This is a genomic window from Pseudonocardia nematodicida, assembly GCF_040105385.1.
Classification (GTDB): Bacteria; Actinomycetota; Actinomycetes; order Mycobacteriales; family Pseudonocardiaceae; genus Pseudonocardia; species Pseudonocardia nematodicida.
In genome coordinates this window covers 66,373-83,845 of record NZ_JBEDNQ010000007.1, presented here as the reverse complement: position 1 = coordinate 83,845, position 17,473 = coordinate 66,373, and the positions used below count along the sequence as shown (strand labels likewise).

Below are 17,473 nucleotides of genomic sequence, written 5' to 3'. Positions count from 1 at the left end.
CGCCTTCCGGCAGAGGCTCACCCGCCCAGCGCCAGCACCGGCCCGTCCCAGCGGGCCCGCCACCAGCGGTCGTGCGAGGTGACGACGACGGTGCCCGGCGCCGTGGCGAGCGCCTCCTCCAGCTCGCCGGCCAGCCGCAGCGACACGTGGTTGGTGGGCTCGTCGAGCAGCAGCAGGTCGGGCGCGTCGGCGATCGCGACGGCCAGGGCGAGCCGGCGGCGCTGGCCCAGGCTCAGGTCCCCGGTCGGCGTGCCGTGCTCGCGCGGGTGCAGCAGTCCCAGCTCGCGCAGGGGCGACCGCTCGGCGCGTTCGGTGCCGACCGCGGCGGTGTAGGCGTCGCGGGCGGTGCGGTCCGGCGGGCCGAGGTCCGGGTCCTGGGCGAGCAGACCGACCCGGCGGGCGCGGACGTCGACGGTGCCGGCGTCCGGTGCGAGCTCGCCGTGCAGGACGGCGAGCAGGGTGGACTTCCCGGCGCCGTTCGGCCCGGTGACCAGCAGCGTCTCCCCCACCGGGACGTCGAGCCGGTCCAGCCGGAGCCGGCTCTCCACCCGCAGGTCGCGGACGGACGCGGCGAGCCCGCTCGCACCGCCGTCGTCCCGACCCGAGGTGGTGAGCCGGCCGGAGAACCGCAGCGGGCGCGGGGGTTTCGGCAGCGCCTCGCGTTCGGCGACCTCCAGGCGGCGCTGCGCGTCGTTCACCCGCCGGGCGCGGGTGCGCTCGACCCCGGCGCCCTTGAACCTGGTGATGAACTTGTCGTTGTCGCGCGGGCCGCGGCCCGGCGCGATCGCATGGGTGGAGACCCGGGTCGCGGCGCGCAGCCGGTCGAGTTCCTCCTGCTGCGCGGCGAAGGTCTCCTCCCAGCGGCGGCGGCTCGCGGCCTGCGCCTCGAGGTACTCGGTGAAGGAGCCGCCGAAGCGGCGCCCGCCGTGCCCGTCGGTGCCGAGCGCGCCGGCGTCGAGGTCGACCAGCTCGGTGCAGACCCGGTCCAGGAAGGTCCGGTCGTGGCCGGCGGCCACGACGACGCCCGGCAGCTCGACCAGCGTGCGTTCCAGCAGGTCGAGGGCGGCGTCGTCGAGGTGGTTGGTGGGCTCGTCGAGCAGCAGGCAGGCGGGCCGCCGGACCAGCGCGGCGGCCATCGCGAGCCGGGTGCGCTCGCCGCCGGACAGTGTCCGGACCGGGCGGTCCCGCTCGAGGTCGCCGACGCCGAGCGTGCCGGCGGTGACCTCGGCGCGGCGGTCGGCGTCCCAGGCGTCGTGCGCGACCGCCCAGGCCAGGACCCGGTCGTAGGCGGCGGCCGCGTCCGGGTCCTCGGCGAGCGCGCCGGCCAGACGTTCCAGCTCGGCGACGGCGGCGTGCAGCGGTGCGAGCGCGGCGTCGAGCAGGTCACCCACCGTGCCGCCGGCGCCGGTGGCGGGTTCCTGCGGCAGGTACACCAGGTCGGCCGGGGCGGCGACGGTGCCGGCGTCGGGCGTGTCGACGCCGGCGAGCAGCCGCAGCAGCGTCGACTTGCCGGTCCCGTTCTCACCGATCAGGCCGAGCCGGGCACCGGGTGCGACGGTGAGATCGATCCCGTCCAGCACGGGCGGGTCGCCGGCGCGGGTCGCGTAGGACCGGACGAGGCCGCGCGCGGTCAGCGCGGTGGCAGAGGTGATCGGGAGCGATGACACGACGACGTCTCCGGGAACGGAGGGAGACCGGCGGGGGCGGGGCCACGTCCGCGGTCGGTACGTCGTCAGAGCTCCATGATGGCGGCGACCTTACCGCAACGATCAGCTCCAGCCGAACCGGTTCCGGAGCTCGGTCGCGACCCGCTCGAAACGGGCGCGGTCCAGCACGGCCGCCTCCCGGCGGATGCCGTGCTCGTCGATCTCCAGGACCCGGTCGAGGCGGACGTAGGAGTCCCGCCCCTCGCGGTCCCAGGCGCCCGACCCGATCCCGACCCAGTCCGCGTCGTGGGCGCGCCGGTCCTGGCTGGAGAGCATCAGCGCGAGCAGGTCGCCGCCGGTGCGGCCGACGACCAGCAGCGGCCGGTCCTTGCCCTGGTTCGGGTCCTCCTCGTACGGCACCCAGGTCCAGACGATCTCGCCGGGATCCGCGGCCCCGTCGGGCTCCGGGGCGTAGACGACGGTGCGGGCGCGCTCGGCGGTCGGCGCGGTGCGCACCCGTCCGGCGGTGCCGGTGCCGGCGGCGGGCCGGGTGCCGCCCGGGCCCTGCTGCTTCCGGCCCTGCTGCTGCGAGTCCTGGAGCAGCCGGACCGCGACGCGGGCGGCCCTGCGCAGGACCGACCCCCAGTTGATCGCCATGCGCTCAGCCTGCCGCACGGGCGTCGCCGCTCCGACGCCAGGGTGAGCGCGAGGTGTCCGGGCGCGTTCCGCGGAACGCGTCCGGACACGACACGGCCCCGCACACGGGCTGGTGTGCGGGGCCGGACGCCGGACGCGGGCGGTCAGCCCTGCGGGTTCTCGCCCTCCTGCTTCTCCTGCTCGGCGACGGCCGCCTTCACCTCGTTCATGTCGACGGCCTTCACCTGGCCGATGAGGTCCTCGAGCGCCTCGGCCGGCAGGGCACCGGGCTCGGAGTACAGGACGACGCCGTCGCGCACGGCCATCACGGTCGGGATCGAGGAGATCCCGAACGCGCCGGCCAGCTCCTGCTGCGCCTCGGTGTCGACCTTCCCGAAGGTCACGTCCTGGTGCTTCTCGGACGCGGCGTCGTAGACCGGCGCGAACTGCGTGCACGGTCCGCACCAGGACGCCCAGAAGTCGATCAGCACGGTCGACCCGGGCGTGCCCACGACGTCGTTGAAGTTGTCGGCGGTCAGTTCCACGGTGGCCATACGCGGTCGAACGGGTGCGGAACGCCCGTTGTTCCCGCGTGGGCTCACACGTTCAGCGCGCGACGGGTGGCGGCGACCACGCCGTGCCCGTGCCCTGCGGCGATCCGGTCCAGACCGGAGCCGACGGCGTCGTCGTCCGGGCGGACCTCCACGAACCGGCCGGCGCCGGAGTCGAGGACCAGCACCCGCGCGGTGGCGATGTCGTAGAACAGGCCCAGCACCTCGGCGCCGCCGTCGCCGGCGGACACGCCGTCCTGGGCCCGCAGCATCTCCAGCTGCATCGCCACGTTCACCATGGCCAGCTGGTCGGTCTCCGACCAGCCGTCCTCGGCCGCCGCGACGCCGACCGGGTGGCCCTGCCGGTGCGCGCGCAGCACCGGCCGGGCCTCCAGCAGCCACCTGCCGAGCGCCGAGTCGCCGCCGGCGGCGCCGGCCTGCAGCCCCTTCATCGCGCCGCAGCCCGAGTGCCCGCAGACGGTGATCAGCGGGACGTTCAGCGCGGACGTCGCGAACTCGACCGCGGCCGCGGTGCCCGGCCCGACGGCCAGGTTGCCGACGTTCTGCACGGTGAACACGTCACCGGGACCGCTGTGCGTGATGACGTGCGGCAGCACCCGCGAGTCGGCACACGTGATCATCATCGCGGACGGGGCCTGGCCGTTCGCCAGCTCCGACATCGTCGGGCGGATCTCCTCGCGGGTCTGCTCGTGGTACGCGGTGAGCCCCGCCATCAGCGGCTGGTGCGGCGCCTGCTCGGCCGGGCGCACCGACTGCCACTGTGCCCAGGTCGCGAACCGCGATCCGGGTGCCACGCCGGCGGACGACGCGCTCTCCGGCTCGAGGACCCGCACGGTCCCGCCGGTGCCCTCGTGCCGGGCCTTCCAGGCCATCAGGTGGTCGTAGGCCGCGTGGTCCAGGTAGTTGGTCACCAGCCGGACCGTGACGTCGACGCCGCGCGGCACGCCACCCAGCTCACGGGACAGCGCCGGCACCGACAGGAACGACAGCGACCCGGTGACGACGAGCTCGCAGCTCCCGTCGGCGTGCTGGGTCAGCTGCGGGCGGGCCCGCACGGCCCGCACCAGGAGCAGCAGCCCGGCGAGCACGAGGCCGATCAGCACACCCTCGAGCAGGTTGAGGAACACTACGCCGGCCAGTGTCGCCAGGTAGACCACCAGCTCACCGTGTGCCCGCGCGGTGCGCACGTCGGCCGGTTTGATCAGCCCGACGCCCATCATGACCAGCAGCCCGGCGAGCGCGGCCATCGGGATCAGCTCGATGACGTCGATCAGCACGATCGCGAACAGCGCGATCCAGACACCGTGCAGCACGGCCGAGGCCCGGGTCTGCGCGCCCGCCTTCACGTTGGCCGCGGACCGGACGATCACACCGGTGATCGGCAGGCCGCCGATCATGCCGGAGACGGTGTTGGCGGCGCCCTGGCCGAGCAGCTCGCGATCGGTGTCGGTCCGCAGGCCGGGGCGCATCCGCTCGACCGCGACGGCCGAGAGCAGCGACTCGACGCTGGCGATCAGCGCGACGGTCAGCATGCCGGCGAGCACGCCGGCCCAGTCGGACTCCGGCAGCACCGGCGTCGACAGCGCGTCCAGCAGCGAGCCCCCCAGCTCGACCCGGACGACGCCGGCCAGCGGCAGCGAGACCACCGTGGCCAGCAGGATCGCGACCAGCGCGGCCGGCACGACGGTGATCCGCGCTCGCCACCGGCCCCAGCCCAGCATGACCGCGATGACCAGCGAACCGAGCAGCAACGCGGGCCAGGAGACGTTCACGACCGACGACGGCAGCGCGGCCAGCGACGCGACTCCCCCGGTCTGCGACTCACCGCCGAGGACCACGTTGAGCTGGCCGAGCGCGATGGTCGCGCCGATGCCGGCGAGCATCCCGTGCACCACCGCCGGCGGGATGGCCTGGGCGAACCGCGCGAGGCGGGTCAGGCCGAACACCACCTGCAGGACGCCCGCGCCGGCGGTGATCAGGCAGGTGACCTCCCAGCCGAACCGGTTCACCAGCTCGGCGACGATCACCGTCAGGCCCGCCGCGGGCCCGGAGACCTGCAGCACCGACCCGCCCAGCAGACCGGCGACGACCGCGCCGACGACGGCGGCGACCAGGCCGGCCAGGATCGGCGCGCCCGAGGCGACGGCGATGCCGAGTGAGAGCGGCACCGCGACGAGGAAGACCACGATCGACGCCGAGAAGTCGGCGCGGGCGTGCGGGAACGTGCGGCCGAACCAGCCGCCCGGCGGCCCTTCCGTGTTACCTGTGTGACTGGTGGTGTTCATGGGGCTGATGTGGTCCTGGGACGGCACGCGTTCCTCCGAGATCGGTCGTGGGGGCGTCCGACCGCGACGGCGCGGTCTGATCGGGCCCGGTCGCTGCGACGGCGTCGCCACCGCGGTGTGGTCCACGGCGGGGTGGTCCACGGCGGTGTGGTCCACGGCGGTGTGGTCCACGGCGGGGCGGTCCACGGCGGCGTGGTCACGGCGTCGCTCGGGCCCGCGACGAACCACCACGAAAACCGAGCACGATGAGAGCGTTTCTCATCGATTCGGTCGTCCACGACGAAACAGCCGGTCAGCGGGATTCATCTCTGCGTAACGTGATCCAGAACACGTCGAGATCCACCCGACGAGGTGGCGGCGATCGGCGGCGGACCGGGCCGCGCCGCCGTCGTCGCACCGCGGTGTTCCGGCCGCACCGCCGTCACCAGCCCGAACCCGCCGGGTCCTAGGCTGCACCCACCATGGCCACACCGTTCCGAGAGCCGGCCCCGGACGCCGCCGAGGGCCCGTCCTCGCGCCGCCGCGAGCTCGGTCAGACGTCCGCCCGGTCGCTGCTGCTGACGATCCTCGGCGAGTTCGTCCTGCCCGACGGCCGGCCGGTGTGGACCCGCGCGCTGCTCGACGTGCTCGGCTCGCTGGGGATCGAGCCCAAGTCGGCGCGCCAGGCGCTCGCCCGCACCGCCGCCGAGGGCCTGCTGCACTCCGACCGGGACGGCCGCCGGGTGCGCTGGTCGCTGACCGGGGCCGGGGTACGGCTCCTGTCCGACGGCGCGGCCCGGATCTACGGCTTCGGCGCGCCCGGCGGGGAGTGGGACGGCCGCTGGCTGGTCCTGCTGGCCAGCGTCCCGGAGTCGCGGCGCCGGCTGCGGCACCGGCTCCGGACCCGGCTGGCCTGGGCCGGGCTCGGCTCGCCCGCCCCCGGCGTCTGGGTCTCCCCCGACCCGGGCAAGGAGCCGCAGGTGTCCGCCGTCCTCGACGAGCTCGATCTGCACGGGATGAGCAGCTCGTTCGTCGGGCACTACGGCGGCATCGGCCGGGCGGGCGACGTCGTCGCGCAGGCCTGGGACCTCGACCGGGTCGAGCAGGCCTACCGGGAGTTCCTCGACGACTTCGGTCCCGATCTCGCGGCGGGCACCGGACCGGAGCCCGGGGTGCTGGCCCGGCAGGTGCAGCTGGTGCACGCCTGGCGGCGCTTCCCGTTCCTGGACCCGGAGCTACCGGCCGCGCTGCTGCCGGAGCACTGGGCCGGCACCCGCGCCGCCGAGCTGTTCACCACCCTGCACACACGCTGGGACGCCCCGGCCCGCACCGCGTGGGCCGAGCTGGCCGCGAAGCGCTGACCGGCGCCCTGGTCAGCCGAGGCAGCCGGGGCCGAGCAGGGTCTTCAGGTCGCCCATCAGCGCGGAGGTGTGCGTGACCTTGAGCGAGTCGTCGAGCCGCAGCGCGGTCTTCTTGGTGCCGTAGACCAGCGACAGGTGCACCTCGGAGGTGCCCGGGTGGTGGGTCAGCACCTCCTTGAGCTTCGCGACGCGCTCCGGAGTGCACTGGTCGGTGCGCAGCGACACCCGGATCGGCAGCCCGGCCTCACCGGCGGCGGCCAGCTCGGGCACCGCGAGGTCGTTGGCGATCAGCGAGATGCGGTCGTCGCGCTTGTTCACCCGGGCCTTGACCAGCACGATCGCGTCCTCGGCGACGTCCACGCCGACGACCTGGTAGGCCCGCGGGAAGAACAGCACCTCGATCCCGCCGGCGAGGTCCTCGATCTGCGCCGACGCCCACGGCTCGCCGTTCTTGTTCACCCGCCGGTTGACGTTGGCGAGGATCCCGCCGACGGTCACCTGGGCGCCCTCGGACACCGTGCCCTCGACGATGTCGGCGATCGAGGTGTCGGCCTTCGCAGCCAGGGACTGCTCGAGGCCCTGCAGCGGGTGCCCGGACACGTAGAGACCGAGCATCTCCCGCTCGACGGCGAGCTTGTACTTCTTGTCCCACTCGTCGTCGGGGACCTTGACGTCGAAGATCCCGCCCAGCTCGTCGCCGCCCTCGCCGCCGCCGGAGCCGTCCATCGACCCGAACAGGTCGAACTGGCCCAGCGACGCGGCCTTCTTGGTGCTCATCACCGCGTCGATCGCGTCGGCGTGCACCAGCAGCAGACCCTTGCGGGAGTGCCCGAGCGAGTCGAACGCCCCGGACTTGATCAGCGACTCGACGACCTTCTTGTTGCAGACCACCGCGTCGACCTTGCGCAGGAAGTCGGAGAAGTCGACGAAGTTGCCCTTCTCCCGGCGCGCGGCGACGATCGCGTCGACCACGTTGTGCCCGACGTTGCGGATACCGCCCAGGCCGAACCGGATGTCGTCGCCGACCGGGGCGAAGTTCCGCACCGAGTCGTTGACGTCCGGCGGGAGCACGCTGATCCCCATCCGGCGGCACTCGGCCAGGTAGACCGCGGCCTTGTCCTTGTCGTCCCGGACGCTGGTGAGGACCGCGGCCATGTACTCGGCGGGGTAGTTCGCCTTGAGGTAGGCGGTCCAGTACGACACCACGCCGTACGCGGCGGAGTGCGCGCGGTTGAACGCGTAGTCGGAGAACGGGAGCAGGATGTCCCAGAGCGTCTTGATCGCGTTCTCGGAGTAGCCGTTGTCCTTCATGCCCTGGGCGAAGCCGGCGTACTCCTTGTCCAGGATCTCCTTCTTCTTCTTGCCCATCGCGCGGCGGAGCAGGTCCGCCTGGCCGAGCGAGTAGCCCGCCAGCACCTGCGCGATCGACATGACCTGTTCCTGGTAGACGATCAGGCCGAAGGTCTCGCCGAGGACGTCCTTGAGCGGCTCGGCCAGCTCAGGGTGGATCGGCGTGATCTCCTGGCGGCCGTTCTTGCGGTCGGCGTAGTCGTTGTGCGCGTTCGCACCCATCGGGCCGGGCCGGTACAGCGCGCCGACCGCGGAGATGTGCTCGAACTCCGACGGCGCCATCCGGCGCAGCAGGTCCCGCATCGGGCCGCCGTCGAGCTGGAACACGCCGAGGGTGTCGCCGCGGGAGAGCAGCTCGTAGGTCGTGCGGTCGTCCAGCTCGAGGTGGTCGAGGTCGACCTCGGCCTTGTCGTTGAGGGTGATGTTCTCCAGGGCGTCGTCGAGGATCGTGAGGTTGCGCAGCCCCAGGAAGTCCATCTTGAGCAGACCGATGGTCTCGCAGACGCCCATGTCGAACTGGGTGATGATCGCGCCGTCGGACTCGCGGCGCTGGATCGGGATGACGTCGATCAGCGGCGTCGACGACATGATCACGCCGGCCGCGTGCACGCCCCACTGCCGCTTCAGGCCCTCCAGGCCCCGCGCGGTGTCGATGATCTCCTTGACCTGCGGGTCCGCCTCGTAGAGCGCGCGGACCTCGGTGGCCTCCGAGTACCGCTTGTGCGACGGGTCGAACACTCCGGACAGCGGGATGTCCTTGCCCATCACCGCCGGCGGCATCGCCTTGGAGATCCGGTCGGCGACCGAGTAGCCGGGCTGGCCGTAGAGCACCCGCGCCGAGTCCTTGATCGCGGCCTTCGCCTTGATCGTGGAGTAGGTGATGATCTGGGCGATCCGGTCCTCGCCGTACTTCTCGGTCGTGTACCGGATCATCTCGCCGCGGCGGCGGTCGTCGAAGTCCATGTCGATGTCGGGCATCGACACGCGGTCCGGGTTGAGGAACCGCTCGAAGATCAGCTTGTGCCGGATCGGGTCCAGGTCGGTGATGCCCAGGACGTAGGCGACCAGCGACCCGGCGGCCGAGCCACGGCCGGGGCCGCACCGGATGCCGACCGACTTGGCGTGCTGGATGAGGTCCGCGGTCACCAGGAAGTAGCCGGGGTAGCCCATCTTGATGATGACGCCGACCTCGTAGTTCGCCTGCTGGCGGTACCGCTCGGTGACGCCGTTCGGGAACCGCGTGTGGAGTCCCCGCTCGACCTCCTTGATCAGCCAGGACTCCTCGGTCTCCCCCTCGGGCACCGGCGCCTTGGGCTGGAGGTCCTGCCCGGTCGTGAAGTCGATGTTGCAGCGCTCGGCGACGAGCAGGGTGTTGTCGCAGGCCTCGGGGTGGATCGGGTCCCAGAGGTCGCGCATCTCGTTCGCGGACTTGAGGTAGAAGTCCTGCGCGTCGAACTTGAACCGGTTCGGGTCGGCGAGGGTCTTCCCGGTCTGGACGCAGAGCAGCACCTCGTGCGCCTTGGTGTCGTCCGGGTAGGTGTAGTGCAGGTCGTTGGTGGCCAGGCCGGGCAGGTCGAGCTTGTCCTTGAGCCGGAACAGCTCCTCCTGGACCTGCTTCTCGATCCCGATGCCGTGGTCCATCAGCTCCAGGAAGAAGTTGTCCTTCCCGAAGATGTCCCGGTAGTCGCTCGCCGCCTGGCAGGCGCCGTCGAAGTCGTTCTGCTGGAGCAGCCGGGCGACCTCGCCGGACGGGCACCCGGTCGTCGCGATGAGCCCCTTGCCGTACTGCTCGAGGAGCTCGCGATCCATACGCGGCTTGTAGTAGTACCCCTCGAGGCTGGCCAGCGACGAGAGCCGGAAGAGGTTGTGCATCCCCTCGGTGTTCTCGGCCAGCAGCGTCATGTGGGTGTACATGAGGTCGGGGTTGTTCTCGCTGCCGTTGCCCAGCGCCGTGCGCTTGCGCTCGTGCCGCGAGCCGGGCGCGAGGTAGCCCTCCATGCCGATGATCGGCTTGATGTCGTGCGCCTTGGCCTTGCGCCAGAACTCGAAGGCGCCGTAGACGTTGCCGTGGTCGGTCATCGCCACGGCCGGCATCTCGTACTTCGCGGCCTCGGAGAAGAGGTCGTCGAGACGGGCGGCGCCGTCCAGCATCGAGAACTCGGTGTGGGTGTGCAGGTGGACGAAGGAGCCCGTGCCCGAACTGCCGGCCATGTGTGTTCCGCGCTCCTCTCCCGCGCCCTGGGGTGGCGCGGTGCTCCCCGGTCGTGCGTCTCGCGTGCCCGCCGGCTCGGCGCGGAGGCGCGGGCCACGGGCGTGCCCACCGGGACGGCGGCGACCTCCGCAACAGCGGTGCCGCACGGCCCCGCACGACCTCTGGCGGGAGGCTGCGCGGCGCCCGGTGGGCCCCGCCACGGTGGGTGGACGGACCGGATCCGGTGAGGGCCCCAGACTAGCCGCGGGGTCCGACAGTTCCGGCGACGGCGGCCCCCGCGGACCGGTCTCCGCGCGTCCATCCTGGTCACGCCGCCGGCCGGCGGCGCCCGGCGTGTCGGCCGCGCCGACGGGCGGGCGGGCGGCGGAGTGGGCGGGCGGCGGAGTGGTCGGGCGGCGGAGTGGTCGGCCCGTGCTCCGGGCTCCGGGCCCTGCCCCGCCGAGATACGGCTCAGCGGGCCCCAGAGATCGACAACTCCCGATGGTGCGTATCCCGACGGGGATCGCCCTACTCGTCAGACGGCTCGTCGGGACGGCTCGTCACGCGTCGAGCGCCGACGGTCGGGGAGGGCCCAGCACTCCGGCCACCTCCTGTGACGTCATCCGACACGGTGCTTCGGGACACCCTCTCGCGGCGTGTCCGGCCGGTCGGACGCCCGGGACGGGACGCTTCGGCCATGCCGATGCCCACGCGTGCCGCGCGGCGGTCCCGGCTGCTGTTCGCCGGGCTGGTCGTGCTGGCCGGAGTCCTGTCCTGCGCGGCCCCGGCCGCCCGCCCGTCCGCGGCGCCGGTCATGGCCGCGGACTCGCGGGCCGCTCCGCCGGGCGGCCCGCTGGAGCGGCTCACCCCGGCGGTGCAGGAGCTGCTGGACGAGATGTCCGTGCCGGGAGCGGTGGTGCTCGTCGACACCGGCGGGGACCGCTACCTGCGAGCGTTCGGTACCCGCCGGATCGGCGCGGACGACCCGGTGGGGACCGGCGACCACTTCCGGATCGGGTCGATCACCAAGACGATGACCGGCACCGCGCTGCTGCAGCTGGCCGGCGAGGGCCGGGTCGCGCTGACCGACCCGGTGTCGAAGTACCGGCCCGAGGTGCCGGGCGGGGACCGGATCACGCTGGCCGAGCTGCTGGAAATGCGCTCCGGGCTGGCCAGCTACACCACACAGCTGCCGTTGAACCAGGCCGCGGACGACGACCCGGCCCGGATCTGGTCCCCCGACGAGCTGGCCGCGATGGGCACCGCGGTGCCGCCGGTGGCCGCGCCGGGCGAGGAGTTCTACTACTCCAACACCAACACCGTGCTGGCCGGGCTGGTCGTCGAGCAGGTCACCGGGCAGGACCTGCGGACCGTGCTGCAGGAGCGCGTGTTCACGCCGCTGGGGCTGACGAGCACCTCGTTCCCGGCGCCGGCGGACGCCGCGCTGCCGGTGCCGTACCCGCAGGGCTACCTGTTCGGGACCAACGTCTCCACGTTGTCCTCGCCCGCGCTCCCGGAGGCCGAGCAGCGCGCGGCGGCCGCCGGGACGCTGCGGCCGAACGACGTGACCGGGCTGAACCCGTCGTGGGCCTGGGCGGCGGGCGCGGCGATCTCGACGGCCGAGGACCTCGCCGTCTACGCGCAGGCCCTGGTCGACGGCAGGCTGCTGCCGCCCGCCGTCGCGGCCGAGCGGACCCGCAGCGTCCGGCCGATCGACCCGGCCGACCCGGCGAGCCCGGGCTACGGGCTCGCGCTGGCCCGGTTCGGCCCGATGCTGGGCCACGACGGATCGCTGCCCGGCTACCAGTCGTTCATGGGCCACGATCCGAAGACCGGCGCCACCCTCGTCGTGCTCACCGACCTGCAGGCGGCGCCGGACGGGCGGGAGACGGCCAACACGGTCGCGATGAAGGTGCTCGAGCTGCTGTGATCCTTCTCCGTGGAAGCCGGACGGCACACGAGTGGCACCCGGACTCCACGGAGAAGGATCATGAGGGCGGGACCGGGCCGTCGTCGCGGGGCGGGGAGGCGGTCGTCGTCTGCTCGGGCAGCAGCGGGGACAGCGCCAGCTCCTGCGGGGTCGTGCCGGGTGGCGCGGCCTGGACGGCCCGGACGGCGTCGTGGGCGGCCACTGCCTCCAGCCCGGCCCGGTCGGTGGTCAGCACGAGCGCGATCGCACAGGCGCAGCCGGGGTCGGCGAGCGCGCGGCCCTCGGCGGCGGTGACCGCGGCCCGGCGGGCGAGCGCAAGGCCGGCCTCCGGCGCCCCGTCGGACCCCGCGGCACCGTCGGACCCCGCGGGACCGTCCGGGACCCCGCTCCCGGCGCCGGACGCGGCGCGGTCGGCGTCGGCGTCCGCGGCGAACGCGGCCCGCTCCCGGGCGACCCCCAGGGCTGCGGCGAGGTCTCCCGTGCCCGTCACCGGCTCGAACCGGAGGGCGGTCTGCACCCGGGGCAGCGGCACCCGGAACACGACGGTCTGCACCGGATCGCTGCCGGCGATCCCGGCCGCGGCGCCGGCGTCGAGCGGGCGGGTGAACTGGACCAGCGCGGGCGCGGTCTCCCCCGCCGGCGGCAGCTGCGCGGGCAGCGAGGCCAGGTAGCCAGCGACGTCCTGCCCCGGATCCGGGCCCAGGCGCACCGACCCGACCGGCGGACCGGAGGGGACCGCGGGCCCGGAACCCGCCACCCAGGCCGTCCCGAGCAGCACGACGACCATCCCCACCACGATGCCGATCCAGCCCCGCCGGCCGAGACGGATCACGGGTCGCGCAGGGCCTCGAGGGCCGCGGCCAGGTCGTCCGGGTAGGGGCTGGTGAACTCGACGTACCGCCCGTCGGACGGGTGCTCGAAGCCCAGCGTGCGGGCGTGCAGCCACTGCCGCGAGAGCTTCACCCGCGCGGCCAGGGTGGGGTCGGCGCCGTAGGTGAGGTCCCCGACGCACGGGTGGCGCAGCGCGGAGAAGTGCACCCGGATCTGGTGCGTGCGGCCGGTCTCCAGGTGCACGTCGAGCAGGCTGGCCGAGCGGAACGCTTCGATCGTGTCGTAGTGCGTGACGCTGGGCTTGCCGCCCTGCAGGACGGCGAACCGGTAGTCGTGCCGCGGGTGCCGGTCGATCGGCGCGTCGATGGTGCCCGACGACGGGTCCGGATGACCTTGCACGACGGCGTGGTAGCGCTTCTCCACGGTCCGTTCCTTGAACGCCCGCTTCAGCACGGTGTAGGCGTGCTCGGACGTCGCGACGACCATGACACCGGTGGTGCCGACGTCGAGCCGGTGCACGATGCCCTGGCGCTCCGCGGCGCCGGAGGTGGCCAGCCGGTACCCGAGCGCGGCGAGCCCGCCGGTGACGGTCGGCCCGGTCCAGCCCGGCGAGGGGTGCGCGGCCACTCCGACCGGCTTGTCGACGACGACGATGTCGTCGTCGTCGTGCAGCACGGTCAGCCCGGCGACGACCTCGATCGGGCCCTCGATCACGGCCGGCGCCTCGGGGTCGGGCAGCTCGACCTGCAGCCAGGACCCGCCTGGCAGCCGGTCGGACTTGCCGGCGTCGCGGCCGTCGACCTGGATCCGGCCCTGCTCGGCCAGCCCGGCGACGACCGTGCGGGACAGCCCCAGCAGCCGGGACAGCCCGGCGTCGATCCGCATGCCGTCCAGCCCGTCGGGCACGGGCATGCTGCGCAGTTCACCCATGCTCAGGCCTTCGTTCCGTCGATCTCGATGCCGCGCAGCGCCATCAGCACCAGCAGGATCCCGCCGCACACGATGCCGGAGTCGGCCAGGTTGAACACCGGGAAGACGCTGCCGTCCGGTGAGAACACGGCGAGCATGTCGACCACGTGCCCGCGCATCGGGCCGGGCGAGCGGAAGAACCGGTCGACCAGGTTGCCCAGCGCGCCGCCGAGGACCAGCCCGAGGCCGATCGCCCAGCCGGTCGAGGCCAGCTTCCGGGAGATCCGGATGATCACCCCCACGACCACCACGGCGACGATCGTCAGCACCCAGGTGTAGCCGGTGGCCAGCGACCACGCGGCGCCCGGGTTGCGCAGCAGGGTCAGGTAGAAGAAGCCGTCGATCACCGTGATCGGCGGGCGGTTCTCCAGCGTCGCCACCGCGGCGATCTTGGTGATCAGGTCGAGGGCGAGCACCGTGCCCGCGATCCCGGCGAGCAACAGCACCCCGCGACGCCGGACGGCGGGATCGACGGGGGTGTCACTGGCGGGTGGATCGGCACTCACCCTTCAGATTATGACGATCGCCTGCGCCCGGAGTGCCAGCGGACCAGCTTGCCGCCGCGGTCGACGTCGCGGATCCGTTGCTCGGCCGCGTCCCGGACCTCGCGGGTGCTCACGACGAGGAACTGGTCGCCCTCCCGCAGCCGCGCCTCACCGCCGGGGGTGAAGGGCGTCCGGTCGCGCACGATCAGGCTGACCGTGGCCCCCACCGGGAGCCGCAGCTCGCGCAGGTAGACCCCGTGCAGCCGGGACCCCTGCGGCACCCGGACCTGCAGCAACTCGGCGCCCACCTCGTCGAGCGGGGCCGAGTCGACCTCGACGGTGTGCGTGCCGGTCCGCGAGACCACCCCGAGTATCCGGCCGACCCACGGCAGCGTCGTCCCCTGCACCACGGTGAGGATCACGACCAGCACGAACACGACGTCGACCAGCGGCTCGTAGCCCGGTCCGGCCTCGGTGACCGCGATCAGCGCCAGCACGATCGGCACCGCCCCGCGCAGCCCGGCCCAGGACAGGAACGCCTGCTCGCGCAGCGGGACCCGGAACGGCAGCGCCGCGACCAGCACCGACAACGGACGGGCGGCGAGCAGCAGCACCCCGGCCGCGATCACGGCCGGGAGGACGGCGGCCGGCAGCCCGTGCGGGTCGACGTAGAGCCCGAGCAGCACGAACAAACCGATCTGCGCGAGCCAGCCGGTCCCCTCGGCGAAGGAGAGGACGCCACTGCGGTGCGGCATCCGGCAGTTGCCGAGCACGAGCGCGCAGCAGTAGGTGGCCAGCAGCCCGGAGGCGTGCACGGCCTGGCCGCCGGCGTAGGCGAGCAGGCACACCGCGATCGACGCGAGCGGGTAGAGCCCGGTCGCGGGCAGCGCCGCGCGGCGCAGCGCCCAGGCCCCGCCGAGGCCGAGCAGCACCCCGATCACCGTGCCGGCGGCGAGCTCGTAGACGACCAGCAGCGGGGTCGTCCAGCCGATCGGGCCGGATCCGGCCAGTACCACGACGGCGATCACCACCGGGGCGTCGTTGATCCCGGACTCGAGCTCGAGGGTCCCCGCCAGCCGTCGCGGCACGGCGACGCTGCGCAGCACGCTGAACACCGCGGCGGCGTCGGTGGAGGACAGCACCGCCCCCCAGAGCAGCGCGGTGCGCCAGCCGAGGTCGAGGAACAGGTGCAGCAGCCCGCCGGTGACGGCGATCGACACCGCCACCGAGACGGTGGACAGCACCAGGCCGAGCCCGAGCGCGGGCCGCACCGTCGACCAGCGGGTGGTCATCCCGCCCTCGACGAGGATGAGCACCAGCGCGGCGATGCCGAGGGTCTCGGTGAGCCGGGCGTCGACGAACGGGATCCCGACCACGGGCTGGCCGAGCACCAGGCCGATGGCGAGGTAGAGCAGCAGCGACGGCAGCCCGACCCGGTCCGAGATCCGCACCGCCAGCACCGCGAGGAGCAGCACCCCGGCGACCGCGCCGAGGGTGACGGTCAGGTCCACGACGACCTCATCACACGGCCCCCATCACACGGCCCCCATCACACGGCCCCCATCACACGGGCCACGTCACGGCGACCACGCCAGCGTGACGGCGTCGGTACGCCGTGGCGGCGTCCCGGCCAGCGCCGCCTCGACCTCCGGCACCCGCGCGGCGGGCAGGCACAGCCGTCGGGCCACCCATGCGGCGTCGTGCGGGAGCCGGCGCTCCCGTTCCCAGCGGTGCACCTCGGGGGTGATCCCGAGCTCCTCGCCGAGGACCGCGACCGCGTCGTCGGCGGTGGCCGACGGCGGCCGGTGCAGGTCGTGGAACCGCACCCACAGCGGGTCGAGCCAGGCCATCGGGTGCTCGGGGAGCATCTCGACGACCACGCCCCCGGTCCCCCGCGCCGCCGCGGTCAGCGCGGCCAGGAACGGGGGAAGGTCGACGACGTTGTGCAGCACGTGGTGGCAGACGACGACGTCGTGCCGGCCCGCCCGCGGGGCCGCGTCCGGCCAGGACCCGTGCACGGTGCCGTGCGGGATCCCGCGGGCGCGGGCCGCGCCGGCGAACACCGCGAGCATGTCGGCCTGCCGGTCGGTGCCGACGACCCGCGACACCGGGGAGGGCTCGGGCCACGCGGCGCCGAACGCGGCGTCCCCGCCACCGCAGCCGACATCGAGCACCGACGCCCCGCCGCAGCCCAGCGCCGCGGCACGCTCGGCCAGTGTGCGGGCCGCCCGGTGCGACGGGGTGTCGGCGGGGACCTGCGGCGGGGCGAAATCGGGGGCGTGGTGCGTCCACGGGTCCGCCGGGGCGTGCCGCAGGATGTGCTCCGGGATACCGCGGGCCGACTGGCGTTCCCTCCACCGTTCCGCCGCGACACCCATGTGGTGAGGGTAATGGGCGGTACCGGTCGACCGGACCGGTCGCAGCACTCCCGCGAGGATTCTGGCCTGCGGAAACACCCGGTCGGTGTCCGGTGTGTACCGATCTTCGCCGGTCCGGGGGGCTCGCCCGTTCCACGTGCGTCGCCGGGTACGCACCGGGCTACGTGGTTCCACCGGCGACGGCGGCGCGCGGGGCGGCCAGACTGCCGGGCATGTCCGGTTCGCGCCGTCCGCGGTGGTGGCTCCCGCTCGTTCTCGTCGTCGTGTTCCTGCCGCTCGCGCTGGTGCTCCTGTCCCAGCACGAGCCGCTGCCGTCGCCGGAGGAGGGCGAGGGGCTGGTGGTCGCCGCCGCGCAGCGCGACGGGCACCCCGGCTCGACCGCGTGGTGCCGGGTGATCGGCGAGCGCGACCCGTCGCTGGGCTGCCGGATGCGCGACGCGGACGGCCGCTACGGCTGGGGCTCGGTGCGGGTCGACGAGACCTGGGTGGAGGGCTACCGCGGGCGCACCCCGCAGGACGTCGTCCGGACGACCGTCGAGTTCCCGGTGGACGCCGGGGGCGTCGCGGTGCTGGACGCCGTCGTCCCCGACCTCGGCCCCGGGCCGACCGGATCGACCACGATGGCCGGGGTGCTGATGTTCGCGTTGCGCGCCCCGCTGGAGGCCGCGGGCTACGACGCCACGCTGCCGGGCGTGCGCTGCCCGCCGGTGCCCGAGGGCGGCTCGGTGGCGTGCACCGTGGCCGGGATCCCGGCAACGGTGACGGTCACCCGCGGCGCCGGCGCCGAGCACCGCATCCACCTCACGGTGACGCCCCGCCCCTGACCTCCCCGGGAACCACCGGATCGTCGATCACGGTCG

13 protein-coding genes are annotated in these 17,473 nt (G+C 73.8%); 3 read left to right on the top strand and 10 right to left on the bottom strand.

Translation table 11 applies throughout. From position 1 onward, the window contains the following. Nucleotides 1-17: 17 nt before the first annotated feature. From WIS52_RS17575 to WIS52_RS17560, 4 genes are all read right to left on the bottom strand, one after another. Entirely contained in the window at nt 18-1,667 is a 1,650-nt protein-coding gene (locus WIS52_RS17575; protein WP_349299355.1) for an ABC-F family ATP-binding cassette domain-containing protein, read from the bottom strand. A gap of 102 nt (nt 1,668-1,769) precedes the next feature. Further along, entirely contained in the window at nt 1,770-2,303 is a 534-nt protein-coding gene (locus tag WIS52_RS17570) for a type II toxin-antitoxin system PemK/MazF family toxin (RefSeq protein ID WP_349299354.1), read from the bottom strand. 143 nt (nt 2,304-2,446) lie between these two features. After that, a complete protein-coding gene (locus WIS52_RS17565; protein ID WP_349299353.1) occupies nt 2,447-2,836 on the bottom strand; it encodes a thioredoxin family protein in 390 nt (129 codons plus the stop codon). Nucleotides 2,837-2,880: 44 nt separating this feature from the next. After that, nucleotides 2,881-5,139, bottom strand: a complete 2,259-nt coding sequence (locus tag WIS52_RS17560; RefSeq protein WP_349299352.1) for a SulP family inorganic anion transporter — start codon at nt 5,137-5,139, stop codon at nt 2,881-2,883. A 461-nt stretch (nt 5,140-5,600) separates the two neighbouring features. On the opposite strand from WIS52_RS17560, the gene WIS52_RS17555 reads away from it, so the two are divergent. Further along, on the top strand, nt 5,601-6,479 hold the full coding sequence (locus WIS52_RS17555) for a PaaX family transcriptional regulator (RefSeq protein WP_349299351.1): 879 nt from the start codon (nt 5,601-5,603) through the stop codon (nt 6,477-6,479). A gap of 12 nt (nt 6,480-6,491) precedes the next feature. Here WIS52_RS17555 and dnaE read toward each other — a convergent pair whose 3' ends face one another. Then, nucleotides 6,492-10,040: a DNA polymerase III subunit alpha gene (gene dnaE, locus WIS52_RS17550; protein ID WP_349299350.1), complete on the bottom strand. Its 3,549-nt coding sequence runs from the start codon at nt 10,038-10,040 to the stop codon at nt 6,492-6,494. A gap of 677 nt (nt 10,041-10,717) precedes the next feature. Between dnaE and WIS52_RS17545 the strand changes: the two genes are divergently transcribed. Beyond that, nucleotides 10,718-11,950: a serine hydrolase domain-containing protein gene (locus WIS52_RS17545; RefSeq protein ID WP_349299349.1), complete on the top strand. Its 1,233-nt coding sequence runs from the start codon at nt 10,718-10,720 to the stop codon at nt 11,948-11,950. A 58-nt stretch (nt 11,951-12,008) separates the two neighbouring features. On the opposite strand, the gene WIS52_RS17540 is transcribed toward WIS52_RS17545, so the two are convergent. The 5 genes from WIS52_RS17540 to WIS52_RS17520 all read right to left on the bottom strand — a co-directional run bounded on the left by WIS52_RS17540 (nt 12,009) and on the right by WIS52_RS17520 (nt 16,613). Continuing rightward, nucleotides 12,009-12,782 (bottom strand): hypothetical protein, encoded by a 774-nt coding sequence (locus WIS52_RS17540; protein ID WP_349299348.1) that lies wholly within the window; start codon nt 12,780-12,782, stop codon nt 12,009-12,011. Beyond that, nucleotides 12,779-13,711, bottom strand: coding sequence for an RluA family pseudouridine synthase (locus tag WIS52_RS17535; protein ID WP_349299347.1), 933 nt, complete (start codon nt 13,709-13,711; stop codon nt 12,779-12,781). Before WIS52_RS17535 ends, WIS52_RS17540 begins: the two co-directional genes overlap by 4 nt. A 2-nt stretch (nt 13,712-13,713) precedes the next feature. After that, nucleotides 13,714-14,256 (bottom strand): signal peptidase II, encoded by a 543-nt coding sequence (lspA, locus tag WIS52_RS17530; RefSeq protein WP_349299346.1) that lies wholly within the window; start codon nt 14,254-14,256, stop codon nt 13,714-13,716. Nucleotides 14,257-14,264: 8 nt separating this feature from the next. Further along, nucleotides 14,265-15,746, bottom strand: a complete 1,482-nt coding sequence (locus WIS52_RS17525; RefSeq protein WP_349299345.1) for a potassium/proton antiporter — start codon at nt 15,744-15,746, stop codon at nt 14,265-14,267. 66 nt (nt 15,747-15,812) lie between these two features. Further along, complete coding sequence (locus tag WIS52_RS17520) at nt 15,813-16,613, bottom strand: class I SAM-dependent methyltransferase (protein WP_349299344.1); 801 nt, start codon at nt 16,611-16,613, stop codon at nt 15,813-15,815. A 212-nt stretch (nt 16,614-16,825) separates the two neighbouring features. Here WIS52_RS17520 and WIS52_RS17515 point away from each other — a divergent pair, with 212 nt between their 5' ends. After that, complete coding sequence (locus WIS52_RS17515; protein ID WP_349299343.1) at nt 16,826-17,437, top strand: hypothetical protein; 612 nt, start codon at nt 16,826-16,828, stop codon at nt 17,435-17,437. Nucleotides 17,438-17,473 lie beyond the last annotated feature (36 nt).

Bases quoted from the DNA above. Each gene is read 5' to 3' on its own strand.
- WIS52_RS17570 (WP_349299354.1), bottom strand. From the start codon at position 2,303: ATGGCGATCAACTGGGGGTCGGTCCTGCGCAGGGCCGCCCGCGTCGCG.
- WIS52_RS17565 (WP_349299353.1), bottom strand. From the start codon at position 2,836: ATGGCCACCGTGGAACTGACCGCCGACAACTTCAACGACGTCGTGGGC.
- WIS52_RS17560 (WP_349299352.1), bottom strand. From the start codon at position 5,139: ATGAACACCACCAGTCACACAGGTAACACGGAAGGGCCGCCGGGCGGC.
- WIS52_RS17555 (WP_349299351.1), top strand. From the start codon at position 5,601: ATGGCCACACCGTTCCGAGAGCCGGCCCCGGACGCCGCCGAGGGCCCG.
- dnaE (WP_349299350.1), bottom strand. From the start codon at position 10,040: ATGGCCGGCAGTTCGGGCACGGGCTCCTTCGTCCACCTGCACACCCAC.
- WIS52_RS17545 (WP_349299349.1), top strand. From the start codon at position 10,718: ATGCCGATGCCCACGCGTGCCGCGCGGCGGTCCCGGCTGCTGTTCGCC.
- WIS52_RS17535 (WP_349299347.1), bottom strand. From the start codon at position 13,711: ATGGGTGAACTGCGCAGCATGCCCGTGCCCGACGGGCTGGACGGCATG.
- WIS52_RS17520 (WP_349299344.1), bottom strand. From the start codon at position 16,613: ATGGGTGTCGCGGCGGAACGGTGGAGGGAACGCCAGTCGGCCCGCGGT.
- WIS52_RS17515 (WP_349299343.1), top strand. From the start codon at position 16,826: ATGTCCGGTTCGCGCCGTCCGCGGTGGTGGCTCCCGCTCGTTCTCGTC.